This is a genomic window from Streptomyces sp. NPDC000345 (assembly GCF_042898825.1).
Lineage (GTDB): Bacteria > Actinomycetota > Actinomycetes > Streptomycetales > Streptomycetaceae > Streptomyces.
This window is the reverse complement of record NZ_JBIAZE010000004.1, coordinates 464,437-484,422: the sequence shown is the minus strand read 5'-3', so window position 1 is coordinate 484,422 and position 19,986 is coordinate 464,437. Positions and strand designations below refer to the sequence as shown.

Here is a 19,986-nt window from a genome sequence, read left to right as displayed (position 1 = left end):
GAGCGCGGGGCGGTGACGTCTGCGGCTCCGCCGCGTGCGCGACCAGCCACTCACGGCATGCGGTGTCGGAACGGCCGAACCCGGCGGAGCGCTACGCGCGCTTGTAGACGGGGGGCCGCTTCTCCGCGAAGGCGCGGGCACCCTCCTTCGCGTCGGCGGTGTCGAAGACCGGCCAGCCGCGGACGAGTTCGGCGGCGAGCCCGTCGGTCTCGGACATCTCGGCGGTCTCGTACACCGAGGCCTTGACGGCTTCGACGGCCAACGGGCCGCAGTCGTTGATGCGTTCGGCGATCTCCAGGGCCTTCTCCAGGGCCGTGCCGTCCGGGACGACATGGCCGATCAGGCCGATGTCCGCGGCCTCCCGCGCGCTGTACGGGCGGCCGGTGAGCAGCATCTCCAGGGCGTGGGTGCGCGGGATCTGGCGCTGGAGTCGGACCGTGGAGCCGCCGATGGGGAACAGGCCCCGCCGGACCTCGAAGAGGCCGAAGGTGGCGGACTCGCCGGCGACGCGGATGTCGGTGCCCTGGAGCATCTCGGTGCCGCCCGCCACGCAGTACCCCTCGACCGCGGCGATCACGGGCTTGCGCGGCCGGTGGTGGCGCAGCATCGCCTTCCAGTGCAGGTCGGGGTCGGCCTTGAGCCGGTCGCGGTAGTGCTCGCCCTCCATGCCGTTCCCGGCGAGGGCCTTGAGGTCCATGCCGGCGCAGAAGGTGCCGCCCGCTCCGGTGAGGACGACGGAGCGGACCGAGTCGTCCTCGTCGGCCTCGATCCAGCCGTCGTACAGGCCGACGAGCAGGGCGAGCGAGAGCGCGTTCCTGGCCTCCGGCCGGTTGAGCGTGAGCACGAGCGTGGCGCCTTCGCGCTGCACGGTGAGGTGTTCGGTACCGCCCATGGCACATCTCCCCTCGGAAAGAACGAGAACAGGTTGCAGGAGGTGGCGAGGCACTTCAAGAGTTTTCTGACACTCAGTCAGATTTCTTGGCGCGGGCCCTTCCCACTTGCCGCGCCCTTTGCTCTGATGACCCGCGACCCCTTGCGGGAACCGGGGCACCGAAGGTCAGGAGGAGCGGTGGAGTACAACCTTGCCGACCTGTTCGAGTCGGTCGTCGACGTGGCGGCGGACCGTGAGGCGCTCGTGTACCTCGATCATCCGGGCACGGGCGCGGAGCGCCGGCTGACGTACGCGGAGCTCGACGCGGCGGCCAACCGCATCGGTCACCACCTCCTGGACAGCGGGATCCGCCCGGGTGAGCACGTCGGCCTGCACCTCTACAACGGCGTCGAGTACCTGCAGACGGTGCTGGGCTGCCTGAAGGCGCGGATCGTGCCGGTCAACGTCAACTACCGCTATGTGGAAGAGGAGTTGGTCTACCTCTACCGGGACGCGGATCTGGTGGGGCTGGTCTTCGACGCCGAGTTCACGGACCGGGTGGCGGCGGCGCTGCCCGAGGCTCCGGCGCTGCGGCACCTGGTCCGGGCGGGACCGGCGGACGGGCCCGCCGTCGGGGCCGTCCCCTTCGCCGACGCCGAGGCGGCGGGCTCACCGCAGCGCGGCTTCCCGGCCCGCTCGGGCGACGACCAGTTCATCATCTACACCGGCGGCACGACCGGTATGCCCAAGGGTGTGATGTGGCGTCAGGAGGATCTCTTCTTCTCGGGACTGGGCGGGGGCGCGCCCACCGGGGAACCGGTGAAGAAGCCGGAGGAGGTCGCCGAGCGGGTGGCGGCCGGCGGCACGGGGATCACCTTCTTCCCCACGCCCCCGCTGATGCACGGCACCTCCGCCCTGACCGCCTTCATCGGCTTCAACTTCGGCCAACGGGTCGTGATCCACCGCAAGTTCGTGCCGGAGGAGGTGCTGCGGACCGTCGAGAAGGAGAAGGTCACCAGCATCTCCCTGGTGGGCGACGCGATGCTGCGACCGCTGATCGACGCGCTGGAGGGGCCGATGAAGGGCACCGACTGCTCGTCGGTGTTCAGCGTGTCCTCGTCCGGGGCGATCATGTCGGACACGGTCCGCCGCCAGTTCCGGGCACTGCTGCCGAACGCGATGCTGCTGAACAACTTCGGGTCCTCCGAATCCGGCTTCAACGGCACGGCGACGGAGGACTCGGGCCCCGAGCGCGGCTTCCGCGTCCGCGTCAACTCCCGTACCCGGGTGGTGGATCCGGTGACGCACGAGCCGGTTGCGCCCGGCGAGGTCGGCCGGGTCGCCCAGCACGGTCACGTCCCGCTCGGCTACTACAACGACCCGGTGAAGACAGCCGAGACGTTCTTCGAGAGGGACGGCGAGCGCTGGGTGCTGCTCGGCGACATGGCCACGGTCGACGAGGACGGTGTCGTCGTCGTCCTCGGCCGCGGCTCGCAGTGCATCAACACCGGCGGCGAGAAGGTGTACCCCGAGGAGGTCGAGCAGGCGCTGAAGTCCCATCCGGACGTGTACGACGCCCTGGTCGCCGGAGTGCCGGACGCGACCTGGGGCAGCCGGGTGGCGGCCGTGGTGCAGGTGCGCGCCGGGGCGCCGCACCCCTCCTTGGAGGACATCCAGACCCACTGCCGGGCCCGGCTGGCCGGCTACAAGATCCCGCGCCGGCTGGTGATCGCCGAGTCCATCCGGCGCTCACCGAGCGGGAAGGCGGACTACCGGTGGGCGCGGGAGGTGGCGGGGACGGAGAGCGGCTGACGGGGCTCACTCCGACAGGAACGGCTCCACCACGGCGAGGAACTCCTCGGGCCGGGAGGCGTGCACGAGGTGTCCGGCGTCCACGGACACCAGCCGGCCCCCGGGGATCCGTTCGGCGAGGGCGGCGACCCGGTCCGGGGGAAGGTGGCTTCGCGTGCCCCTCACCGCGAGCGTGGGGGCGGTGATCCGGTCCATCCGCTCCCTCCACGCCGGATCCGGTGCGTCGACCTGGTCGTCGGTGGCCGGCACCAGCGCCCAGTCGAACGACAGCTCCCCCTCCGGCCGCGGGGTGGGCGGCCGGGGCGGGTCGAACGGGAACGGCGCGGGCACGTCCTCGAGGACCAGCCGCCTGACGGCCTGCGGACACTCCTGTGCCAGCAGGTAGGCCACGACACCGCCCATCGAGTGGCCGACGACGTCGGCGCGAGCGACGCCGAGCGCGGCGAGCAGCTCGCCCACGTCGTCGCGCATCGCCTCGTAGGTGTAGGCCCCCGGTGTCCCTCCCGGCCACTCGCTGCGACCGTGCCCGCGCAGATCGGGCGCGTACACGCGGCGCGCTCCCGCCCCCGCGGCCAGTCGTCCGGCGACCGCCGTCCAGTCGGCGCCGTCGGCGCCGCGGCAGTGCAGCAACAGGACGGGCCGGCCGCCCTCGGGGCCCCAGGCGCGGCAGGCGAGGGAGACACCGTTGGCCTTGATCATGCGCATGCCGGGCAGGGTATCGAGCGGGTCGCGCGGGCGGCGGCCTACTCTGCCGAGGGCAGAGCGGACCGGTCGAGGAAGGCGCGGGTGCGGGCGACGAACCACTCCGGGTCGTCCACCCACGGGTAGTGTCCGGCGCCGGGCTGCACGGCGAGTTCGGCGTGGGGGAAGGCGTCGGCCAGGAGGCGGGCGCGCTCGGGGCGGGGACCTCCGTCCAGCTCTCCGGCGAGCACCAGGACCGGGGCGGCCAGATCCGCGAGGGCGTCGCGCAGGGCCGGCGGGTCGAAGGCGGCGGGGTCCAGGAAGCGGTCCTCCGCCTCGCCGTTGGTCTGTTCGTCCGTGGCGGCTTCGTGGGCGCGGGCGGCGTCGTCCCAGCGGCCGTGGAAGAAGCCGGCGAAGGCCGGCCGGTCCGGGTCCTCCGCGCCCGCCAGCCAGGCCTCGAACGCCGGGAAGGCCGTGGCGAACCACGGCTCGCCCGTGCGCAGCCGCGCCGCCGCCAGCCGCTCCCCGGCCGTGGCCGGCTTCCCCAGTGCCCACGGGTTGACGGTGATCAGGGCGAGCCGGGCCACCTGGCCGGGGTGGCGCGCCGCGTACAGCAGGGCCAGACTGCCCCCGGCCGAGTGCGCGAGCACGTCGATCCGCTCCGCGCCGAGATGGAGGCGCAGCGCCTCCACGTCGTCCACCTGGCGGTCGCAGCGGTACGTCGCGGGGTCCGCCGGCGGCGCGGAGTCGCCGGTGCCGCGCAGGTCGAGCATGATCAGCCGGCGGTGCGCGGTGAGCCCGCCCAGGTCGCCGAGGTAGGCGGAGGCCCGCATGGGCCCGCCGGGCAGGACGAGGAGGGGCTCGCCCTCGCCCCGCACGTGATAGGCGAGCTCGGTTCCGTCGGGCGCGGTGAAGATCGGCATGCCCCGATCCTGGGTTCCCGGCCCGCCGGTCCGCAACGGAAATCCGCGCCGCCCTCTTGCCTGCCGCCCGTCGGCCTGGATTACTGATCCAGAGCAGCTCGACCGAATGATCGGTCGCCCGGATTGGTACGGTTTGAAGAGGGAGCAGCCGCATGACGGACACGAGGGACCTGCTGGACGAGGGCGAGCGCCTCGACACGGCCGCCCTGCGGGCGCTGCAGCTGGAGCGGCTGCGGGCCACGCTCCGGCACGCGTACGCGCGGGTGCCCTTCTACCGCGAGTCCTTCGACAAGGCGGGCGTCCACCCCGAGGACTGCCGCACCCTCGCCGATCTGGCCCGCTTCCCGTTCACCGCCAAGGCGGACCTGCGCGCGCACTACCCGTACGGCATGTTCGCCGTCCCCCGCGAGCGCATCCGCCGCATCCACGCCTCCAGCGGCACCACGGGCCGCCCCACGGTCGTCGGCTACACGGACGGCGACCTGGGCGTCTGGTCGGACATGGTGGCCCGTTCGATCCGCGCGGCCGGCGGCCGCCCGGGCGACACGGTCCATGTGGCGTACGGATACGGCCTGTTCACCGGCGGTCTGGGCGCGCACTACGGCGCCGAACGCCTCGGTTGTACGGTGATCCCCGCGTCCGGCGGCATGACGTCCCGTCAGGTGCAGCTGATCCAGGACCTGGAGCCCCGGATCATCATGGTGACCCCGTCCTACATGCTGACCCTGCTGGACGAGTTCGAGCGGCAGGGTGTCGACCCGCGTGCCACGTCCCTGCGGGTGGGGATCTTCGGCGCCGAGCCGTGGACGGAGCGGATGCGTCAGGAGATCGAGGAGCGGTTCGCCATCGACGCGGTCGACATATACGGGCTGTCGGAGGTGATCGGCCCGGGCGTGGCCCAGGAGTGCGTGGAGACGAAGGACGGGCTGCACATCTGGGAGGACCACTTCTTCCCCGAGGTGGTCGACCCGATCACGGGTGAGGTGCTGCCGGAGGGCGAGGAGGGCGAACTGGTCTTCACCTCCCTCACCAAGGAGGCCATGCCGGTGGTCCGCTACCGGACCCGGGACCTGACCCGGCTGCTGCCCGGGACGGCGCGCGCGTTCCGCCGGATGGAGAAGGTGACCGGCCGCACCGACGACATGGTCATCCTGCGCGGGGTGAACCTCTTCCCGACGCAGATCGAGGAGATCGTCCTGCGCACACCGGGCGTCGCACCCCACTTCCAGCTCCGGCTGACCCGCGAGGGCCGTCTCGACGCCCTCACGGTCCGGGCCGAGGCCCGCCCCGGTGCCGCGCCCGAGGACCGCGACACGGCCGCGCACTCCATCGCGGCGGCCGTGAAGGACGGCATCGGGGTGTCGGTGTCGGTCGAGATCGTGGAACCGGAGTCGCTGGAGCGGTCGGTGGGGAAGATCCGGCGGATCGTGGACGAACGCCCGAAGGAGTCATGAGCCGAACCGGTCCCGCAGTTCCCGCTTGAGGATCTTGCCGCTGGCGTTGCGCGGCAGCTCGTCCACGAACAGCACCCGCTTGGGGGCCTTGAAGGCGGCGAGCTTCTCCCGTGCGTGGGCGATGAGTTCGTCCTCCGTGACCTCACCGCGCGGGACGACCACGGCGGTGACCGCCTCGATCCACTTCTCGTCGGGCAGCCCGATCACCGCGGCCTCGGCGACGGCCTCGTGGGTGTAGAGGGCGTCCTCGACCTGGCGTGAGGCGATGACGACACCCCCGGAGTTGATGACGTCCTTCACCCGGTCGACGATCGTGAAGAAGCCGTGGGCGTCGCGGACGGCGAGGTCCCCGGAGTGGAACCAGCCGTCCCGGAACGCCTCGGCGGTCTCCTCGGGCTTGTCCCAGTACCCCTCGCACAACTGCGGTGAGCGGTAGACGATCTCCCCGGGCGTGCCGTCGGGGACGTCCTGTCCCTCCTCGTCCACCACCCGGGCGTCCACGAACAGGACCGTGCGCCCGCAGGAGTCCATACGGCCCTTGTGCTCGTCAGGGGCGAGGACGGTGGCGAGCGGTCCGATCTCGCTCTGTCCGAAGCAGTTGTAGAAGCCGAGCTTCGGCAGGCGTTCGCGCAGGCGCTCCAGGACGGGCACCGGCATGATCGAGGCCCCGTAGTACGCCTTGCGCAGGCCGCTCAGGTCGCGGGTGGCGAAGTCGGGGCGGCCCGCCAGGCCGATCCAGACGGTGGGCGGGGCGAACAGGCTGTCGACCCGGCCGGTCTCGATCAGGTCGAGGAGCCGGTCCCCGTCCGGGGCGTCCAGGACGAGGTTCGTGGCGCCGACCGCGAGGTAGGGCAGCAGGAACACGTGCATCTGCGCCGAGTGGTACAGCGGGAGGGAGTGCGCGGGGCGGTCGCCGGCGCTCAGGTCGAGGGCGGCGATCGCGCTGAGGTACTCGTGCACCAGCGCCCGGTGGGTCATCATCGCGCCCTTGGGCAGGGCCGTCGTACCGGACGTGTACAGCAGCTGGACCAGATCCTCGGTGCGCGGTTCGGGGCCGTCGTACGGCTCGGAGCCGGCCAGCCGGGCGAGGAGCGAGTCGTCGGCGTCACGCAGCGGCACCGTCCGAACGCCGGCCGGGAGGCGGCCCGCGAGATCCGGATCGGCCAGGACGAGGGCGCTGCCCGACTGCTCGACGATGTAGGCCAGGTCGTCGCCGGTGAGGTTCTGGTTCACGGGGACGTGCACGAGCCCCGCGCGGGCGCAGGCGAGGAAGGCGATGAGATAGGCGTCGGAGTTGTGGCCGTAGGCGCCGACCCGGTCCCCCGGGGCGAGACCTTCCCCGAGCAGGACCCTCGCCGCGCGGGAGACCGCGTCGTCGAGTTCCTCGTAGGTCCAGGTGCGGTCGCGGTACTCGACCGCGAGGCGGGCCGGGGTGCGGCGGGCGCTGCGCCGCAGCACCCCGTCGACCGTGCTGCCGTGTCCGGGCGTCATGGCACATGATCCTCGGGGGGCCGCCCGGGCAGGTCAAGTCGCGGGCCCGCGCCCGGGTGTCGGGCGAGGGCGCCCGCCACGCCCGTCGGGGACTGACGGCGCGGGACGCCGCGCCGCCGTCGAACCGGACCGGGCCGGTGGGTGGCCCGGGGTCACACCGGTCGTGTGCGGCCCTCCCAGTACGGCTCCCGCAGCCGCCGCTTGTACAGCTTGCCGTTGGGGTCGCGGGGCATCTCGGTGATGAAGTCGACTGACTTGGGGCGCTTGTAGCCGGCCAGGTGGTCGGCGCAGTGCGCGAGGAGGGCGGCGGCGAGATCCGGGCCGGGGTCGTGGCCGGGCGCCGGTTCGACGACCGCCTTGACCTCCTCGCCCCAGTCGTCGTGCGGGATGCCGAAGGCGGCGGCGTCGGCGACGGCCGGGTGGGCGAGCAGGGCGGACTCGATCTCGGCGGGGTAGATGTTGACGCCGCCCGAGATGATCAGGTCGATCTTGCGGTCACGGAGGAACAGATAGCCGTCCTCGTCGAGGACGCCCAGGTCGCCGACGGTGAAGAAGTCGCCGATGCGGTTCTTCCGCGTCTTCGCCTCGTCCTTGTGGTAGGCGAAGCCGCCGGTCGTCATCTTCATGTAGACGGTGCCGAGCCGGCCGGGCGGCAGCCGGGTGCCGTCGTCGTCGAAGATTGCCAGCTCGCTGATGGGCCAGGCCTTTCCGACGGTGCCGGGCTTCTTCAGCCAGTCCTCCGCCGTGGCGAAGGCCCCGCCGCCCTCGCTGGCCGCGTAGTACTCCTCCACGCAGTCGCCCCACCAGTCGATCATCGCGCGTTTCACATGGTCGGGGCAGGGGGCCGCGCCGTGGATGGCGTGCCGCATGGACGAGACGTCGTAGGACCCTCTGACGTCGTCCGGGAGGGCCAGCAGGCGGTGGAACTGGGTCGGGACCATGTGGGTGTGCGTGCAGTGGTGGGTGTCGACGAGGCGGAGCATCTCCTCGGGTGTCCACTTGTCCATCACGACCAGCCGGTGGCCGATGTGCAGCGACGCGCCCGCGAACTGGAGGACCGCCGTGTGGTAGAGCGGTGAGCAGACCAGGTGGACGTTGTCGTCGAAGGGCCGGATGCCGAAGATGCCGAGGAATCCGCCCAGGTAGGCCTCCTCGGGAGGCTTGCCGGGCAGGGGCCGTCGGATGCCGCGGGGGCGGCCCGTCGTACCGGAGGTGTAGTTCATGACCCAGCCGAGGGTGCGGTCGGCCGGCGCCGACTCCGGCTGCCCGTCCAGCAGTTGGGCGTACGGGCGGAAGCCGGCGATCTCGCCGACCGCGTACCGGTGGGTGGCGGGGAGACCGGCCTCGTCGGCCGCGCGGGAGGCCTGGTCGCCGTAACGCTCGTGCGCGAGCAGCACCTTGGCGCCGGAGTCGGAGACGATCCACGCGATCTCGGGCCCGACGAGGTGGTGGTTGACGGGCACGAGGTAGAAGCCGGCCTGGGTGGCCGCCAGGTAGGCGGTGATGAACTCGGCCGAGTTGGGCAGGACGACCGCGAAGGCGTCGCCGCGTTCCATCCCGGCCGCGCGCAGTCCGTGCACGAGCCGGTTGACGGCGGCGTGCAGGCGTCCGGCGGTCCACTCCTCGCCGTCCGGGGCGATCAGGACCGTACGGCCGGGGTCGGCGGTGGCCTGGGCCCAGAAGCCCGCGGGGGGTGTGCTCGTGCTCGTCACCGGGCGCTCCTTCCAGCGATGCGGTTGACGCGGTCCACGGCCCGCTCGAAGCCGCGGGTGAGGTCGTCGAAGACCGCCTGGACGCCGCGGACCTCGTTCATCCGGCCGACGATCTGGCCGACCGGGGTGCCGAGCAGCGGGTCGACCTCGTACTTCTGGATCCGGGAGACGGCCTCGGCGACCAGCAGGCCCTGGAGCGGCATGGGGAGGGTGCCGGGCCCGTTCGGGTCGTCCCAGGCGTCGGTCCATTCGGTACGGAGCTGACGTGCGGGTTTCCCCGTGAGGGCGCGGGAGCGGACCGTGTCGCCGGAACCGGCCGCGAGGAGTTTGGCCGTGAGGGCGGGTGAGTGCAGGTCGGCCTCGGCGGTGGTCAGCCAGAGCGAGCCGAGCCACACCCCCTGGGCGCCGAGCGCGAGGGCGGCGGCGATCTGCCGTCCGCTGCCGATGCCGCCGGCGGCGAGCACGGGGAGGGGGTCGACGGCGTCCACGATCTCCGGGGTGAGCACCATCGACGCGATCTCCCCGGTGTGCCCGCCGGCCTCGTAGCCCTGCGCCACCACGATGTCGATGCCCGCCTCCTGGTGCTTGCGGGCGTGCCGGGCGCTCCCGGCGAGCGCGGCGACCAGCACGTCCCGCTCGTGTGCGCGGGCGACGACGTCGGCGGGCGGGGATCCGAGGGCGTTGGCCAGCAGCCGGATCGGGTAGTCGAAGGCGACGTCGAGCTGACTGCGGGCGACCTGCTCCATCCAGCCGGTGATGCGCCAGCCGGACGCCTCGCCCTCGGCCAGTTCGGGCACCCCGTACTTGGCGAGGGTGTCCCGCACGAACTGCCGGTGACTCTCGGGGATCATCGCCTCGACATCGGCCTCGGTCAGTGTTCGATCTCCCGGGGCCTCCACCTTCTTCGCGGGCATCACGACGTCCAGCCCGTACGGCCGTCCGTCGACGTGCGCCTCGATCCAGTCGAGGTCGCGCTTGAGGTCGTCGGGGGCGGTGTAGCGGACCGCGCCGAGCACGCCGAAGCCGCCCGCGCGGCTGATGGCCGCGGCGACGGCGGGGAACGGCGTGAAGCCGAAGACGGCGTGCTCGACTCCCAGTTGACTGCTCAGCTCCGTCTGCATGGGCGCAGGATGCCGCAGCCGGTGCGACGACGGAAGGCCCTTTCTGATACTCCGTCAGATTTCTGGGATCCGCCGCCCCCGCGCGCTAGTCCGCCGGCAGCTCCAGCACGGCCATCGCCGCGTTGTGCCCCGGCACCCCGCTCACCCCTCCCCCGCGCACCGCGCCCGCCCCGCACAGCAGCACGTTCGCGTGAGCGGTCTCCACGCCCCAGCGGCCGGTGCCCTCCTGGGCGTACGGCCAGGACAGCTCGCGGTGGAAGATGTTGCCGCCGGGCAGCCCCAGGTCCCGCTCCAGGTCGAGCGGGGTCCTCGCCTCGATGCAGGGGCGGCCGTCGGCGTCGGTGGCCAGACAGTCGGCCAGGGGTTCGGCCAGATGGGCGTCGAGCTGGGCGAGGGTGGCCTTGAGCAGTTCCTCGCGCACGGAGTCGTTGTCCCGTGCGAAGAGCCGGGCTGGCGTGTGCAGACCGAACAGGGTCAGCGTCTGGTAGCCCCGCTCGACGAGCTCCGGGCCGAGGATCGTCGGGTCGGTCAGGGAGTGGCAGTAGATCTCGGACGGCGGGGCGGCGGGCAGCTCACCGGCGGCGGCCTGGGCGTGGGCGGTGGCGAGCTGCTCGTAGCCCTCGGCGATGTGGAAGGTGCCGGCGAACGCCTCGCGCGGGTCGACGGAGCGGTCCCGCAGCCTCGGCAGCCGCTTGAGCAGCATGTTCACCTTGAGCTGGGCGCCCTCGGCGGGGGCGGGCGGCTCGTCGCCGGTGAGCGCGGCGAGCGCCTGCGGGGAGGCTCCCACCAGGACGTGCCGGGCGGTGGCGACGCCCTCGCCGTCGGCGGTGCGGTAGGTGACCTCGGCGGTGCGGCCGTCCGTGGCGATCCGCACCGCCTCGTGGCCGGTGGCGATGACGGCGCCCGCGTCCCTCGCGGCGGCGGCCAGCGCGTCGGTCAGGGCACCCATGCCGCCGACGGGCACGTCCCAGGCACCGGTGCCGCCACCGATCACGTGGTAGAGGAAGCAGCGGTTCTGCCTGAGGGAGGCGTCGTGGGCGTCGGCGAAGGTGCCGATGAGCGCGTCGGTGAGCACCACGCCCCGTACGAGGTCGTCCGTGAAGTTCTCCTCCACCGCGACCCCGATCGGCTCCTCGAACAGGGCGCGCCAGGCCTCCTCGTCGTCGACGCGGCGGCGCAGCTCGTCCCGGGTGGGCAGGGGTTCGGTGAGCGTGGGGAAGACGCGCTCGGCCACGCGCCCGGTCATGCCGTAGAAGCGCTGCCAGGCCGCGTACTCGCGCTCTCCGCCCGTGAGCCGCGCGAACGCCTCCCGGGTGCGCTCCTCCCCTCCGCCCACGAGGAGTCCCGTCGGCCGTCCGCCGCGCTCGGCCGGCGTGTACGACGAGATCGTGCGCCCCTGGACGCGGAAGCGCAGGCCGAGGTCCCGCACGATCTTCTGCGGGAGCAGGCTGACCAGATAGGAGTAGCGCGACAGCCGGGCGTCGACACCGGCGAAGGGGCGGGTGGAGACGGCGGCGCCGCCGGTGTGGTCGAGCCGTTCCAGGACCAGCACGGACCGTCCGGCCCGGGCCAGGTAGGCGGCGGCGACCAGTCCGTTGTGTCCGCCGCCGACGACTACGGCGTCGTAGGTGTGGTGTCCCTCGTGAGCAGGCATGGTTCTTCGTAACACGATCCACGCCCGGTGGGACACGAGGGGGAGCTCATGGACGCCGAGCCGCGTCACACGGCCGCACTGCTGGTCGACCGGAGGGGGCGGTACCTGCTGCATCTGCGGGACGCGCACAAGCCGATCTGGGACCCGGGCGCGTGGTCGCTGCCCGGCGGCGCGCGGGAGGGCGACGAGTCGCCGGAGGAGGGGATCGCGCGGGAGCTGCTGGAGGAGACGGGGCTGGTGATCGAGGGACTGACCCGGTTCACGGTCATCGCCGACACCACGGTGTTCCTCGGGCGTTGGGACGGCGATCCCTCCCGGCTGCCGGTCACCGAGGGCATCATGTTCGCCTTCTTCGACGCGGCGGCCACCGCGCAGCTGACGATGGCGCCGTGGGCGGCCGAGGTGCTCGCCCTGCACCGGGGCGACGGAACCGTGCCCGTCCGGCGGACCGTCCCGCACGTCGTCGGCGTCCACCTCTACCTGGAACGCGACGGCAGGATCCTGCTCGGGCTGCGCCACCCGGACGTGCCCTTCGCGCCGATGACGCACCACTTCCTGGCCGGTCACTGCGAGCAGGAGTCCGCCGTCGCCTGTCTGATCAGGGAGGCCCGGGAGGAGGCCGGACTGGAGATCGACGCGGCCGATGTGGAGCTCGCCCACACGGTCCATGTCGTCGACGGGCCCGGCGGACGGCCCCGGGTGCAGTTCGTCTTCCGGGCCCGCCGCTGGCGGGGCGAGCCCCGCCTGCTGGAGCCGGACAAGTGCCTGGGCTGGGACTGGTGGCCGCTGGACGCGCTGCCGGAGCCGATGGTCGGGTACGCCCGGGCGGCGGTGGACGGCATCCGCGCCGGGCGGCCGTACACGGAGCTGGGCTGGGACTGACCCGGCTCAGGCCCCGCCCGCCTTCGGCGTCGTCCGCCGTGCCCCGCCCGCCGTCCGTCACTTCCGCAGCGCCGTGGCCCGCCGGTGGAGCGCCCCGCCTGCGGGCCTCGGCCGCGCTGTTCCGGCGGTCGGCCTCCTCGCGGACGGCGAGGGGTGCCCGGGTGGCCGGCGCCCGGGATGCGTCCACGGGCGGCGGCCGACCGGCGCGTCACCCGGCCGGGGCGTCGGGCCGGCGGCCCGGCCGGGTGACGCGCCCGCCCGGGCCCACCGCGACCTCACGACGACCGGCCAAGGGGACGGCGGTCTACAGCGGGACTCTGTCCGGCGAGGGACGGGTGTCCGGGCCGAGTCGCGCCATGGCCCGCAGGATGTGCTGGGGCGGGAGCCGCCAGCGCAGACGTGCGGGGACGCGGCGCAGCATCACGCCCGTCCCGCGCAACCGCCGGGTGACGGTGGCCGGCCCGGGCGCGGGCCTGCCGTACAGCTCGTGGGCGTAGGGGGGCAGGGAGGCGTACGCCAAGTCCGCCACGCGCCGCCACAGCAGGGCGCGCGCCGGGACGAGCAGGGGGTGCGTCGGCGGGCGGAGCAGGAAGTCGTCCACCGCGCGCGCGTCGGCTCCGACGGCGAGCTGGGGCCGCGTCTTCTCGAAGTAGGCGTCCATCTCCGCCCGGTCGGCGGGTACGGCGTCCGGGTCGAGGCCCACCAGCCGGGCGCTGACCCGGTGTTCGGCGAGGTAGCGGTCGGCGGCGGCGTCGGTGAGGGGGTAGCCGGAGCGGCGCAGGACGTGCAGGTAGGAGTCGATCTCGGCGCAGTGCACCCACAGGAGCAGCCCCGGATCGTCGACCGGGTACCGCTCCCCCGTCTCCGGGTCGGTCGCCGAGAGCATCCGGTGGATCTTGCGCACGCGCGCGCCGGCCTTCTCGGCGGCCGCGCTCGTGTCGTAGGTCGTGGTGCCGACGAAGGCCGCCGTGCGCATGAGGCGGCCCCAGGCGTCGCGCCGGAAGTCGGAGTTCTCCATGACTCCGCGTACGGCGCGGGGGTGGAGGGCCTGGAGGTAGAGGGCGCGGATGCCCGCGACCCACATCATGGGGTCGCCGTGGAGTTGCCAGGCGACGGACGACGGACCGAACAGCCCCGGGTCGGCGGTCATGCCGGCAGGCTAGCGCCGCACCCGGGGCATCCCCAGCCCTATCCAGGAGATGATCTCCCGCTGGATCTCGTTGTTGCCGCCGCCGAACGTGAAGATCACGGCGGAGCGGTAGCCGCGTTCGAGTTCGCCGCGCAGCACGGCTCCCGCCGAGCCCTCCTGGAGTGCGCCCGGGGCCGCGACGATCTCCAGGAGCCAGGCGTAGGCGTCCCGGCGGGCCTCGGAGCCGTAGACCTTGACGGCGGAGGCGTCCTGGGGGGTGAGGGTGCCGTTCTGGAGGGCGCCCACCATCTGCCAGTTGAGCAGCTTGAGGGCGTCGAGCCGGACGTGGGTCCGGGCGAGCAGGCGGCGGACCCAGGGGAGGTCGACGACGCGGCGGCCGTCGGCGAGCTTGGTCTCGGTGGCCCAGCGCTGGACGTCGTGCAGGGCGCGGATCGCCATGGTGCCGTGCGCGGCCAGGGTCACGCGTTCGTGGTTGAGCTGGTTGGTGATGAGCCGCCAGCCCTGGTTCTCGGCGCCGACCCGCCGGGAGACGGGGACGCGGACGTTCTCGTAGTAGCTGGCGGTGGTGTCGTGCGAGGCGAGGGTGCGGATGACCGTGCAGGAGTAGCCGGGGTCGGTGGTCGGCACGAGGAGCATGGTGATGCCCTTGTGTGGCGGGGCCTCGGGGTCGGTGCGCACGGCGAGCCACACCCAGTCGGCGGTGTCGCCGTTGGTCGTCCAGATCTTCTGTCCGTTGACGACGTACTCGTCGCCTTCGCGGACGGCGCGCGTCCTGAGGGCGGCGAGGTCGGTGCCCGCGTCGGGTTCGCTGTAGCCGATGGCGAAGTCGATCTCACCGGAGAGGATCCTCGGCAGGAAGTACGCCTTCTGCTCGTCCGTGCCGTAGCGCATGATCGTCGGGCCGACGGTGTTCAGGGCCATCAGGGGCAGCGGCACGCCCGCCTGGGCGGCCTCGTCGAAGAAGACGAACTGCTCGATGGGGGTCAGGCCGCGGCCGCCGTACTCCTCGGGCCAGCCGACGCCGAGCCAGCCGTCCGCGCCGAGGCGGCGGATGGTCGCGCGGTAGAAGCGTTTCGCGCCGACCGGGTCGGCGTGCCGGGCGTAGGCGTTGTCCGGTACCAGCTCGGCGAAGTAGGAGCGCAGTTCGGTGCGCAGTCGCTGCTGCTCGGGCGTGTGGTCGAGGTGCACGGCGCCTCCTGGCTTCCCAAGGCCGGTCTCCTGACGGCGCACACCGTAGAACGTGTTGCAGAAATTGGGAATGCCGGGGAGGGAAGCGGGTGCGGGAGGGCGAGCTCAGACCAGGGTCGCCATGAAGTCCGTGCAGGCCCGGGCGCACGCGCGGCACGCCTCCGCCGTCTCCTGCGCGCCCGCCTTGTCGAAGACGTGCGCGCTCTCCAGGCACACGGTCCGGCACCACTCCAGCTGGACGCGGATGCCGGCCTCGTCCATGCGGTTGTCCTCGGAGAGCACCCGGCAGGTCGCGTCGCACACCTCCGCGCACATGATGCCCTTGCGGCGCACCAGTTCCTGCTGTTCCGTCCCGTCCGGATCCACGAGGCTCGCGCGCAGCGCGCAGGCACGCGCACACTCGGTGCACTCCTGTGCGCAGGCGAAGCGATCCTCCAGGAACCGGAAGAGGTCCTGTTGAGAAGTCGTCGAAGTCACGCCTCGCGGGTAGCCGGAGCGGCCCGCCCCTAAACGCGGAGGCGGGCGGGCGATCTGCCGCCCGGACACCCTGCGCACCGGCTCGCGGACACGGAGCAAGGAAGGCCATCGTGTGGTTTACGTCCCTTTCATGGGGTATTCAGCCGATATGAATACCGCAAGCGAGCAGCTGGCCGCCGCGAGCGGCCTGATCAGCCTCGTGTTGTTCCTGGTCGCCGTCGTCGTCGTCGCACTGCTGGCCGGCAGCTTCTGGCTGGGCGCGCGGGTCAAGCTGCGCGAGTCGCCGAGGCCGCGCCCCGACGAGCAGCCGCACCTGCCGCCGGGCGGCCCGGTGCACGAGATCCGCGAGAACCGTGAGCCCGAGGAGGTACCCCGGACCGCCAAGGGCGAGCGCCCCCTCACCCCCTACGAGCTGACCAACATGCAGACCCGTCCGAGCGCGGACAAGACACGGTCACGCTGGAGCAAGGGCAGCAGCGGCTCCTTCGGCGGGGGCGGCCTGGGCGCCCACTGACGGGGCCTGTCCCTGGAAGGCACGGCTACGAGACCGTCCGGGCCACCGCCAGCGCCTGCTCGGCGTACGGCCTCCCGAACAGCACGGCGTGCACCAGCAGAGGGAAGAGCTGGTGCACGCCCACGCGTGCGGTCCACCCGTCGGCGAGCGGCGCGACCTGCTCGTACCCCTCGATCACCTGCTGCAGACAGGGGCAGCCGAACAGGGCCAGCATCGCGAGGTCGGTCTCGCGGTGCCCGCCGTGCGCGGCCGGGTCGATGATCCGGGCCTGCCCGTCCGTCCCCCACAGCACATTGCCGTTCCACAGATCGCCGTGCAGCCGGGCGGGCGGCTCGGCCGGTCCGGCCAGCCCCGGCAGCCGTGCGCACACCCGCTCCACGACGGAGGCCTCGGCGGGGCGCACCGTTCCGGCGTCGACCGCCGACCTGAGGTAGGGCAGCACCCGCTGCTCGGCGTACCAGCGCGGCCAGTCCTCGCCGACGGCGTTGCGCATCGGGGCGAGCCCGATGTACGTGTCCACGGGACCCCCCGGCGGCGGTGCGCCGAAGGCGGGGGCGCCGGCGGCGTGCAGCGCGGCGAGGTCACGGCCGAACCGTACGGCGGCCCCGGCGCTCGGCGCTCCGGCCGGCACCCGCTCGGTGACCAGCCACCGCTCGTCCCACCCGTGCACGACCGGCACCCGCACCGCGCCCGCCGCGGCCAGCCAGCGCAGCCCCGCGGCCTCGGCCCGTACGGCGTCCCGCTCGTGTCCCCTCTTGACGATCACCGTCCGCCCGTCGTCGAGCTCGGCCTCCCAGAGCGTCCCGGACAGCGGACGCGCGCGACGGACGGACGCCCCGGTGAGCCGGGCGGCGACGGCACCGGGACCGGGTTCGGACGCGGGTGGGTGCGGCGAGGACACGGGGACGAGCGTACGTCGCGTCCCGGGCCGAGTGCAGAAGTGCGCTCGGGATCAGGTGGCCATCTCGTGACCCCGCGTTCACGTTCGGACAGTGAACGGACAGTAAACGACTTCGTGGAGCGAAGGCGGCCGAAAGGCGCTGTAGTGGCCTGAACCGTCGCGCAGGGTGAGGTGGAAGATGGCCGACGTGATGCAGGCTGGAGCCGTGCGGGGTCCAGACACGGCTCAGCAGAAACGGTGCGGCTGCGACGCACCGGCACTGGCACCTGACGGCGCCCCGAGCGGGGCCGAGGAGAGGTTCCGGGGTCTGCTGGAGGCCGCGCCGGACGCCATGGTCATCGTCGACGACACGGGCGCCATCCGGCTGGTCAACGCCCAGACGGAGGCGCTGTTCGGCTACGGCCGCGAGGAACTCCTCGGCAACCCGGTCGAGTTGCTCATCCCGCACCGCTTCCGCGACCAGCACACCGGCCACCGGGGCGGCTACACGGCCAACCGGCAGGTGCGGCCGATGGGCGCCGGACTGGAACTGCACGGGCTGCGCAAGGACGGCACGGAGTTCCCCGTCGAGATCAGTCTGAGCCCGCTGGAGACGGCGGACGGGCTGCTCGTGTCGGCGGCCGTGCGGGACGTCAGCGACCGCAAGGCGGCGGAAGCCCGGATCAACGAACTCGCCGCGCTGGTGGAGTCGTCGCAGGACGCGATTCTCGCCAAGACCCTGGACGGCTACATCACCTACTGGAACGCGGCCGCGCAGCGGCTGTACGGCTACACGGCCGAGGAGGTGATCGGCCGGCACGTGTCGGTGCTGGCGCCGCGGGAACTGCGGGGCGAGGTCAAGGCGTTGCTCAAGCGGCTGCGGCACGACGAGAAGGTGGAGCACTTCGAGACCCTGCGGCTGACCAGCACGGGGACGCTGCTGGACGTGGATGTCACGCTGTGGCCGACCCGGGACACGTCCGGCACGGTGGTCGGGGCGTGCGCGATCGTGCGGGACATCAGCGACCGCAAGCGCGCCGAGGCCGAACTCACCGCGCTGTACGAGCAGCAGCGGCACATCGCGCTGACCCTGCAGCGCAGCCTGATGGGCACACCCCCCGCCCTGCCGGGCCTGGCCACCGCCAGCCGCTACCGGCCCGCCACCCAGGGCGCCGGCGTGGGCGGCGACTGGTTCGACCTGATCCCGCTGGGCGCCGACCGGGTGGGCGTGCTGATCGGTGACGTGATGGGCCGCGGGCTCGAGGCGGCCGCCGTGATGGGCCAGTTGCGGTCGGCCGCGCACGCCCTGGCGAAGACCGGGATGCAGCCGCGCCAGCTGATGCAGGCGCTGGACACCTGCGTCGCCGACCTCGACGTCCCCGACCAGCTCGTCACCTGCTGCTATCTGGTGATCGCCCCGGACACGGGCACGGTCACCGTCTGCTCGGCGGGCCATCTGCCGGTGCTGGTCGCCGGGGCGGGCGACGGCATCACCGCCCTGCCCTGCCCGGTCAACGCGCCGCTCGGGGTGGGCGACGTCCTGTACGAGCAGTCCAGTACGGAGATACCGCCGGGCGCCACCCTGGTGCTCTACACGGACGGGCTGGTCGAGACGCCCGGCAGCGACATCGAGGTGCGGATCGGCGAACTCACCGTCCTGCTGGACGAGCTGTTCGGCGGAACGCCGCTCCTGGAGGACGCCGCCGACCAGGTGCTGGCCGGTCTGCTGCCGGACGCCGACGGCCACAACGACGACGTGACCCTGCTGTTCGCGCAGCTTCCGGCGGGGCCGCTGGCAGCCGTCACCGTGGACCTGCCGGCCGAACCCGCCTCCGTGCCGGAGGGGCGGGCGTTCCTGCACAAGGCGCTGACCTCGTGGAACTGCATGTCACGCGCCGACGACGCCCTGCTGCTGCTGTCGGAGACGCTCACCAACGCCGTCCTGCACGCCCACGGCCCCATCGGACTGCACCTGCACCGCACGGTCACCGATCTCACCGTCGAGGTCAGCGACCGCAGCCCGCATCTGCCCCAGCCGCGCCTGGCGACCGAGGAGGAGGAGTCGGGCCGGGGTCTGATCCTGGTCCGGGCCCTCGCCGCCGGGTGGGGGGTGCGGCCGACGGACGAGGGCAAGACCACCTGGTTCACGCTGAGGCTGTGAGCCCCCGGGACCGGCCGCCGCGGGCGAGTTCGAAGGCGTCCAGGTGGGCCTGGACGTACGGCACGGCGACCTTCTCCACCTCCACCCGTCCGTCGACGAAGGCGGGCTGGACGTTGACCTCGAAGACGACCCCGCCGTTCTCGACGGCCAGGTCGACTCCGGCGAACGGCAGCCCGACCGAGGCGGTGGCGGCGACGGCGAGTTCGCCGAGGCGGGCCGGGAGGTCGGGCGGGTCGATGTGGACGGCGGTGGCGCCCCGGCAGGTGTTGCAGGGGGTGTCCGGTTCGGGCTGGAGGTGCTCGCGGGCGTGCACGACCCGGCCACCGAGGACGAAGACCCGGAACTGGTGGCGCAGGCCGTCGGCGGTGACGTTGCCCGCGTCGCGCGAGAGCATCCAGTCGGTGCCGTGCTCGGCGTAGTAGGCGGTGGCCTGCTCCAGCAGGTGCGGGGTGGTGACATGGAAGGTGTCGTTGCCGCCCGTCCCGACGACGGGCCGGGCCCAGGTGTCGCCGCCGAGCCGCTCGAACGCCTCGGACGCCTCCCGCGCGGAGGGCCCGGACAGGACGACCGTCTCCATCTGGGCGACACCGTCCCGGTGGAAGCGGGCGACGGTGAGGTTCTTCTCCGTCGCCGTCCGCCAGGCTTCCGGGCCGGTGCCCAGCGTCACCACGTCGTGGGTCTCGAGCAGTTCCTGAAAGGCGGCGAGGTCCCGCCGGCGGTGCGGCGGGATCTCGTAGAGCAGGACGACGTCGGGGACGAAGTCCAGCCGCTCCTCGGGGACCCGCAGCCGTAACCGGCCTCCGTCGGGGACCCCGCGGCCGGTTCCGCCGGCCGCGAAGTGGCGGGAGTCGATACGGACGGGCGGTGCGCCGGTGAGCAGTTCCACGGCGTCGGCGAGATACTCCCGGCAGCCTTCGGGCGACGTGGGATCGGCGATCAGGGCGATGCTCGGTCGGGACACAGCGGCCTCCAGTGGTGTCGACGCGCGCTCGTGCCGCGGGTGCCCTTGTGCGCG

Annotated in this window: 17 protein-coding genes; 5 read left to right on the top strand and 12 right to left on the bottom strand. The window is 72.9% G+C overall.

The window, feature by feature from the left end; translation table 11 throughout:
- Window positions 1–91 precede the first annotated feature (91 nt).
- Entirely contained in the window at window positions 92–892 is an 801-nt protein-coding gene (locus tag ACFY30_RS12465; protein ID WP_390845153.1) for a crotonase/enoyl-CoA hydratase family protein, read from the bottom strand.
- Window positions 893–1,069: 177 nt separating this feature from the next.
- Here ACFY30_RS12465 and ACFY30_RS12460 point away from each other — a divergent pair, with 177 nt between their 5' ends.
- Window positions 1,070–2,683 (top strand): acyl-CoA synthetase, encoded by a 1,614-nt coding sequence (locus ACFY30_RS12460; RefSeq protein WP_390845152.1) that lies wholly within the window; start codon window positions 1,070–1,072, stop codon window positions 2,681–2,683.
- Window positions 2,684–2,689: 6 nt separating this feature from the next.
- On the opposite strand, the gene ACFY30_RS12455 is transcribed toward ACFY30_RS12460, so the two are convergent.
- A complete protein-coding gene (locus ACFY30_RS12455; protein WP_390845151.1) occupies window positions 2,690–3,388 on the bottom strand; it encodes an alpha/beta fold hydrolase in 699 nt (232 codons plus the stop codon).
- Window positions 3,389–3,426: 38 nt separating this feature from the next.
- Entirely contained in the window at window positions 3,427–4,287 is an 861-nt protein-coding gene (locus ACFY30_RS12450; protein WP_390845150.1) for an alpha/beta fold hydrolase, read from the bottom strand.
- Window positions 4,288–4,439: 152 nt separating this feature from the next.
- On the opposite strand from ACFY30_RS12450, the gene paaK reads away from it, so the two are divergent.
- The gene (paaK, locus tag ACFY30_RS12445; protein ID WP_390845149.1) at window positions 4,440–5,741 is read left to right on the top strand and encodes a phenylacetate--CoA ligase PaaK; all 1,302 of its coding nucleotides are present in this window, start codon (window positions 4,440–4,442) and stop codon (window positions 5,739–5,741) included.
- On the opposite strand, the gene ACFY30_RS12440 is transcribed toward paaK, so the two are convergent.
- The 4 genes from ACFY30_RS12440 to ACFY30_RS12425 all read right to left on the bottom strand — a co-directional run bounded on the left by ACFY30_RS12440 (window position 5,736) and on the right by ACFY30_RS12425 (window position 11,719).
- Window positions 5,736–7,232, bottom strand: a complete 1,497-nt coding sequence (locus ACFY30_RS12440; RefSeq protein ID WP_390845148.1) for an acyl-CoA synthetase — start codon at window positions 7,230–7,232, stop codon at window positions 5,736–5,738. The two genes, paaK and ACFY30_RS12440, sit on opposite strands and share 6 nt — an antisense overlap.
- Before the next feature lie 152 nt (window positions 7,233–7,384).
- The gene (locus tag ACFY30_RS12435) at window positions 7,385–8,944 is read right to left on the bottom strand and encodes an acyl-CoA synthetase (protein ID WP_390845147.1); all 1,560 of its coding nucleotides are present in this window, start codon (window positions 8,942–8,944) and stop codon (window positions 7,385–7,387) included.
- A complete protein-coding gene (locus ACFY30_RS12430) occupies window positions 8,941–10,065 on the bottom strand; it encodes an NAD(P)H-dependent flavin oxidoreductase (RefSeq protein ID WP_390845146.1) in 1,125 nt (374 codons plus the stop codon). The genes ACFY30_RS12435 and ACFY30_RS12430 overlap by 4 nt, the downstream gene beginning before the upstream one ends.
- An 85-nt stretch (window positions 10,066–10,150) precedes the next feature.
- Entirely contained in the window at window positions 10,151–11,719 is a 1,569-nt protein-coding gene (locus ACFY30_RS12425) for a phytoene desaturase family protein (RefSeq protein WP_390845145.1), read from the bottom strand.
- Between the two features lie 48 nt (window positions 11,720–11,767).
- Between ACFY30_RS12425 and ACFY30_RS12420 the strand changes: the two genes are divergently transcribed.
- Window positions 11,768–12,601 (top strand): NUDIX domain-containing protein, encoded by an 834-nt coding sequence (locus tag ACFY30_RS12420; RefSeq protein WP_390845144.1) that lies wholly within the window; start codon window positions 11,768–11,770, stop codon window positions 12,599–12,601.
- A 304-nt stretch (window positions 12,602–12,905) separates the two neighbouring features.
- On the opposite strand, the gene ACFY30_RS12415 is transcribed toward ACFY30_RS12420, so the two are convergent.
- The 3 genes from ACFY30_RS12415 to ACFY30_RS12405 all read right to left on the bottom strand — a co-directional run bounded on the left by ACFY30_RS12415 (window position 12,906) and on the right by ACFY30_RS12405 (window position 15,416).
- A complete protein-coding gene (locus tag ACFY30_RS12415) occupies window positions 12,906–13,751 on the bottom strand; it encodes an oxygenase MpaB family protein (RefSeq protein WP_390845143.1) in 846 nt (281 codons plus the stop codon).
- A 9-nt stretch (window positions 13,752–13,760) separates the two neighbouring features.
- The gene (locus ACFY30_RS12410; RefSeq protein ID WP_390845142.1) at window positions 13,761–14,939 is read right to left on the bottom strand and encodes an acyl-CoA dehydrogenase family protein; all 1,179 of its coding nucleotides are present in this window, start codon (window positions 14,937–14,939) and stop codon (window positions 13,761–13,763) included.
- 105 nt (window positions 14,940–15,044) lie between these two features.
- A complete protein-coding gene (locus ACFY30_RS12405; protein ID WP_390845141.1) occupies window positions 15,045–15,416 on the bottom strand; it encodes a ferredoxin in 372 nt (123 codons plus the stop codon).
- A gap of 148 nt (window positions 15,417–15,564) precedes the next feature.
- Between ACFY30_RS12405 and ACFY30_RS12400 the strand changes: the two genes are divergently transcribed.
- Complete coding sequence (locus tag ACFY30_RS12400) at window positions 15,565–15,930, top strand: DUF6479 family protein (protein ID WP_390845140.1); 366 nt, start codon at window positions 15,565–15,567, stop codon at window positions 15,928–15,930.
- A 25-nt stretch (window positions 15,931–15,955) separates the two neighbouring features.
- Here the strand turns inward: ACFY30_RS12400 and ACFY30_RS12395 are convergent, their stop codons facing one another.
- Window positions 15,956–16,831, bottom strand: a complete 876-nt coding sequence (locus tag ACFY30_RS12395) for a fructosamine kinase family protein (RefSeq protein ID WP_390845139.1) — start codon at window positions 16,829–16,831, stop codon at window positions 15,956–15,958.
- A 205-nt stretch (window positions 16,832–17,036) separates the two neighbouring features.
- Here ACFY30_RS12395 and ACFY30_RS12390 point away from each other — a divergent pair, with 205 nt between their 5' ends.
- Window positions 17,037–18,971 (top strand): PAS domain S-box protein, encoded by a 1,935-nt coding sequence (locus tag ACFY30_RS12390; RefSeq protein WP_390845138.1) that lies wholly within the window; start codon window positions 17,037–17,039, stop codon window positions 18,969–18,971.
- Here ACFY30_RS12390 and ACFY30_RS12385 read toward each other — a convergent pair.
- A complete protein-coding gene (locus ACFY30_RS12385) occupies window positions 18,955–19,932 on the bottom strand; it encodes a RimK family alpha-L-glutamate ligase (RefSeq protein ID WP_390845137.1) in 978 nt (325 codons plus the stop codon). The two genes, ACFY30_RS12390 and ACFY30_RS12385, sit on opposite strands and share 17 nt — an antisense overlap.
- Window positions 19,933–19,986: the final 54 nt, after the last annotated feature.